The sequence below is a fragment of the Caballeronia sp. ATUFL_F1_KS39 genome (genome assembly GCF_023630985.1).
Classification (GTDB): Bacteria; Pseudomonadota; Gammaproteobacteria; order Burkholderiales; family Burkholderiaceae; genus Caballeronia; species Caballeronia zhejiangensis.
In genome coordinates, this window is the sequence record NZ_JALQDZ010000134.1 from 1 (window position 1) to 242 (window position 242).

The window sequence follows — 242 nt, forward strand, 5'->3', positions numbered from 1 at the left end:
GTCTATCTCTACGGATGCTGCTGCCTAGTCCCGCTTCTCCTGCTTGTCCTTCTTCCTTTGAGGACACTGAGTTCTATAGTAGCCAAACTCGCCACACTTGAAGCACTTGACCTTAGATAGGTCCTTTTTCTTCTTCTCCCCTTGTGTACCCTGTCCCTGAATGGGACCCTTTGATGCAAGGGCCACATTTCCTTCCTCCTCCTCACCTTTCGATCCTTTACTGTCGCTTCCGCTGATGGAGG

General features: G+C 50.8%; 1 protein-coding gene. It reads right to left on the bottom strand.

The genetic code is table 11. The features are described from left to right. Positions 1-24: 24 nt before the first annotated feature. On the bottom strand, positions 25-242 hold a 218-nt coding region (locus NCR93_RS31850), incomplete at its 5' end, for a hypothetical protein (protein WP_250532491.1).